This is a genomic window from Glutamicibacter sp. AGC84 (genome assembly GCF_053543575.1).
Genome location: NZ_JBLVOC010000020.1, coordinates 134,196 through 137,636, shown reverse-complemented (window position 1 = coordinate 137,636; position 3,441 = coordinate 134,196). Strand labels below are relative to the sequence as shown.

Sequence of the window (3,441 nt, the reverse complement as noted above, 5' to 3'; positions counted from 1 at the left end):
TGCCCGGCGATTTCGCTTAACGCGGCGCATTTTGCCCCAGGCACGGAAAAGCTGGCGGTCGGAACCCCGGCACGGGGGTAACTGCCGCCAGCTGATGCGCGCTGCTGCGGGGGCTTACTTGCCCGACTGCTCCAGGAAGTCGCCTGCGCCGCCAACCAGCTCGGTGTGGCCGGTCTCGACGTCGGCGAAGACCATCTTGGCTACCTCGGCGCCGAATTCCTCGACGGAGTACAGCTTGCCGGCAGCTTCGCGGCGGGCGTCGATAGCACCTGGCTCCATGCGGTTGAGCAGGGTTGCGGTAATGGTGCCTTCGATCATGTCACCGGAGACCACCACGAAGGTGATGTTCTTCTCGGCCAGCTTCGGGATCATTTCACGCAGTGCATCTTCGCCGGCGCGCTTGGACTTGGCCACAGCGTCGTAGGCATCCATGGTGGTTACTTCGTTGATGAAGTGCGCCTGGTGGCTGGTGACGAAGACCACGCGGCCGCCTTCGCTCAGCTTGGGCAGCGCGGCTTCCAGCATGGCCACCTGCGCGTCGCGGTTCAGGCGCAGCGCATAGTTTTCGCCCATGGAGGTTTCCATGCCGCCCGAAGCGTTGAGCACGACGACATCCAGCGAACCGAAGTTCTCAACGGCCGCGTCAACCAGAGCCTGCGGACCCTCAACGGTGGTCAGGTCGGCGCCCACGGCAACGGCCTTGCCGCCCTTTTCTTCAATAGCGGCAACAATCTTGTTGGCGCGCGGGGCCTTGGCGCGGTAGTTGACCACTACGCCAACGCCCTGCTCGGCCAGCAGCTGCGCGGTCACCGCACCGATGCCGCGCGAGGAACCGGTTACAACGGCACCTTTGAATTCACTCATGGTGGTACTCCTTTGGATTTCTTGCTTAAATCTTCTAGTGGCCCATGCCCAGGCCGCCATCAACCGGGATCACGGCACCGGAGATGTAGCCTGCTTCGTCGCTGGCGATCCAGCGGACCACGTTGGCAACCTCTTCAGGCTCAGCAAAGCGGTTGGCCGGAATGTTGGAGAGGTATTCCTTCTGGGTGTCCTCTGGCAGCACTGCGGTCATCTCGGTGTTGATGAAGCCCGGAGCCACAACGTTGGCGGTGATGCCGCGTGAGCCCAGTTCACGGGTCAGCGAGCGGGCGATGCCCACCAGGCCGGCCTTGGACGCCGCGTAGTTGATCTGCCCTGGCGAGCCGTAAAGGCCGACGACCGAGGAAATCAGCACAACACGGCCGCGCTTGAGCCGGATCATGCCCTTGGACGCGCGCTTGATCACGCGGAAGGCGCCGGTGAGGTTGGTGTCGATCACCGAGGTGAAGTCGTCTTCGCTCATGCGCAGCAGCAGGGTGTCCTTGGTGACCCCGGCATTGGCGACGAGGACTTCAACCGGACCGTGGGCCGCTTCAACTTCCTTGAAGGCCGCGTCGATCGATTCGCCGTCGGTGACATCGGCCTTGACGCCGAGCAGTCCGGCGGGAACCTCGCCGCTGCGGTAGGTAATGGCCACTTTGTCGCCGTTGGCTTCGAATGCGCGCGCAATAGCAAGTCCGATGCCGCGGTTGCCGCCGGTCACGAGGACACTGCGGCCAGTGGTTGGTTCCGTAGTCAATGTATTTCTCCGTTCATGCGCTCGCTGTCCTGGCATGGTAAATCTCTCCAAGGGCCAGCCGAAAAGCGCACTTTGCCTAGTTAAGTAGCTACTCCGTGAACAATCCTATTAGTTACTACCCAGTTTTACCGCTTCGACAGCGCGTAGAAATTACACTCTTCGTGCCGCAGGTGAGACAATGGGAGCAGATCCCGTACTGCGAAGCGAAGTCTTTTACATGTCCCCACAGCCCACGAATCACGGTTCCAGCCAACCGGAAGTTCACCGCATTACCGAAGCGCGCGAGTCCCATACCACCGAGCGCGATTCACGTGTGCGCAAATACACGATTTCCATGACCGTGCGCCTGATCTGCTTCGTTCTCGCTTTCTTCTTCGATGGCTGGCTGCGCTGGGTCTTGCTCGCGGGCGCAATTATCCTTCCCTATATCGCAGTGGTGATCGCCAACGGCGGGGCGGATCTGACCAAACGCGAACCGCCCGCCGAGTTCTACAAGGCTCCCGGCGCCCAGGCTATCGCCGCACCGGACGAAACCGCGCCGGCCGCGCAGCAGGCACCGGAACCAGAAGTGATCGATGGAAGCTTCGCCGAAGAAGCTGAACCGGTGCAACAGCCAACAACTGCTCCCAAGGAGGACTAGTGGATCTGCTAGGTTCGCTCGGCGGCTCCCCTGCCGCCGCCGAAATCCAGTGCTCGCGAAAGGGCTGCCGCAACGCCGCCAGCCACCAGCTGCTGTGGAATAATCCGAAGATCCACACCCCGGACCGGCGCAAAATCTGGCTGGCCTGCGAAGAGCATCGCGACTGGCTCGAAACGTACCTGAAGGAACGCCTGCTCTACAAGGAAACGCTGCCGATGCCGGGCAATGAAGGAGAAAGCAAGTAGATGTATCGTTTTCTGGCCAGTACCCGGTGGGTGGGCTGGCTCATTCTGGTGGCGATCTTCGCCGCCGCCTGCATTGGCTTGGGCAATTGGCAAGCCGACCGCCGCGCCGAAGTACTCGAGGGCATCGAACGGGTCAACCGCAACTACTTCGCGGAGCCGGTCACCGGCAAGCAGGCCCTGGAGAATTTCCAGGACCTGGACGAGGAAAAGACCTGGATGACCGCGCAGCTGACCGGCCAATACCTCCCCGCGGATACCAGGATCGTGCGCAACCGCATTAAGGCCGGCAACCCCGGCTACGAGGTGCTGGTGCCGTTCAGGACCACCGAGGGCGCAACTGTCGTCGTGAACCGCGGCTACCTGCCGATCGGCAACCAGGAAGACGGCCACCCGGACGCGGTTCCAGCGCCGCCTGCCGGAGAAGTCACCGTGGATGTGCGCTTGAAGCCATCGGAAATCCGCTTGGACCGCGGCGCCCCGGAGGGCCAATTGGCTTCGATCCAGCTCGAAGACTACGCCAAGCTCCTGGACTACGAGATCGCCCAGGGCGCCTACGGCCTGATGTACGAAGAGGATCCGGCCCCGGCCACTGCGCCACTGCAGCTGGACGCTCCGGATATGGATGAAGGTCCGCATCTTTCCTACGAGATCCAGTGGTACATCTTTGGCGTGCTGGCCTTCATCGGCTTCTGGTACGCCGCTCGCCAGCAGAAGAAGCTGAACGCCGAGGATGCCGCCGAGCAAGCCGAAGCCGAGGCGCTGGGCCTGGACGAGCCGCTGCACAAGGTGCGCAAGATTCGCGCCAAGCCGGATAAGAAGTTCCGCCGTGACGGCACGCCGACCGATGAAGCCATCGAGGATGCGCTGCTCGACCAGGCCGACCACACGCCAGGCGGCCTCCCGAAGTAGCTGCGGGAAACAAGGGAACCGCGCGG

The 3,441-nt window shown here is 62.5% G+C and carries 5 protein-coding genes; 3 read left to right on the top strand and 2 right to left on the bottom strand.

What is annotated here, in order from left to right:
- Positions 1-114 precede the first annotated feature (114 nt).
- On the bottom strand, positions 115-864 hold the full coding sequence (locus ACNPN0_RS12970; protein WP_448938928.1) for an SDR family oxidoreductase: 750 nt from the start codon (positions 862-864) through the stop codon (positions 115-117).
- Positions 865-898: 34 nt separating this feature from the next.
- On the bottom strand, positions 899-1,657 hold the full coding sequence (gene fabG, locus ACNPN0_RS12965; protein WP_448938614.1) for a 3-oxoacyl-ACP reductase FabG: 759 nt from the start codon (positions 1,655-1,657) through the stop codon (positions 899-901).
- Between the two features lie 181 nt (positions 1,658-1,838).
- On the opposite strand from fabG, the gene ACNPN0_RS12960 reads away from it, so the two are divergent.
- From ACNPN0_RS12960 to ACNPN0_RS12950, 3 genes are read left to right on the top strand one after another with little or no spacing between them, the layout of a single operon-like run.
- Positions 1,839-2,261 (top strand): DUF3099 domain-containing protein, encoded by a 423-nt coding sequence (locus ACNPN0_RS12960; protein WP_133833403.1) that lies wholly within the window; start codon positions 1,839-1,841, stop codon positions 2,259-2,261.
- Complete coding sequence (locus ACNPN0_RS12955; protein WP_105657794.1) at positions 2,261-2,506, top strand: acetone carboxylase; 246 nt, start codon at positions 2,261-2,263, stop codon at positions 2,504-2,506. Before ACNPN0_RS12960 ends, ACNPN0_RS12955 begins: the two co-directional genes overlap by 1 nt.
- Entirely contained in the window at positions 2,507-3,415 is a 909-nt protein-coding gene (locus tag ACNPN0_RS12950; protein ID WP_448938613.1) for an SURF1 family cytochrome oxidase biogenesis protein, read from the top strand.
- The last annotated feature ends 26 nt before the right edge of the window (positions 3,416-3,441 follow it).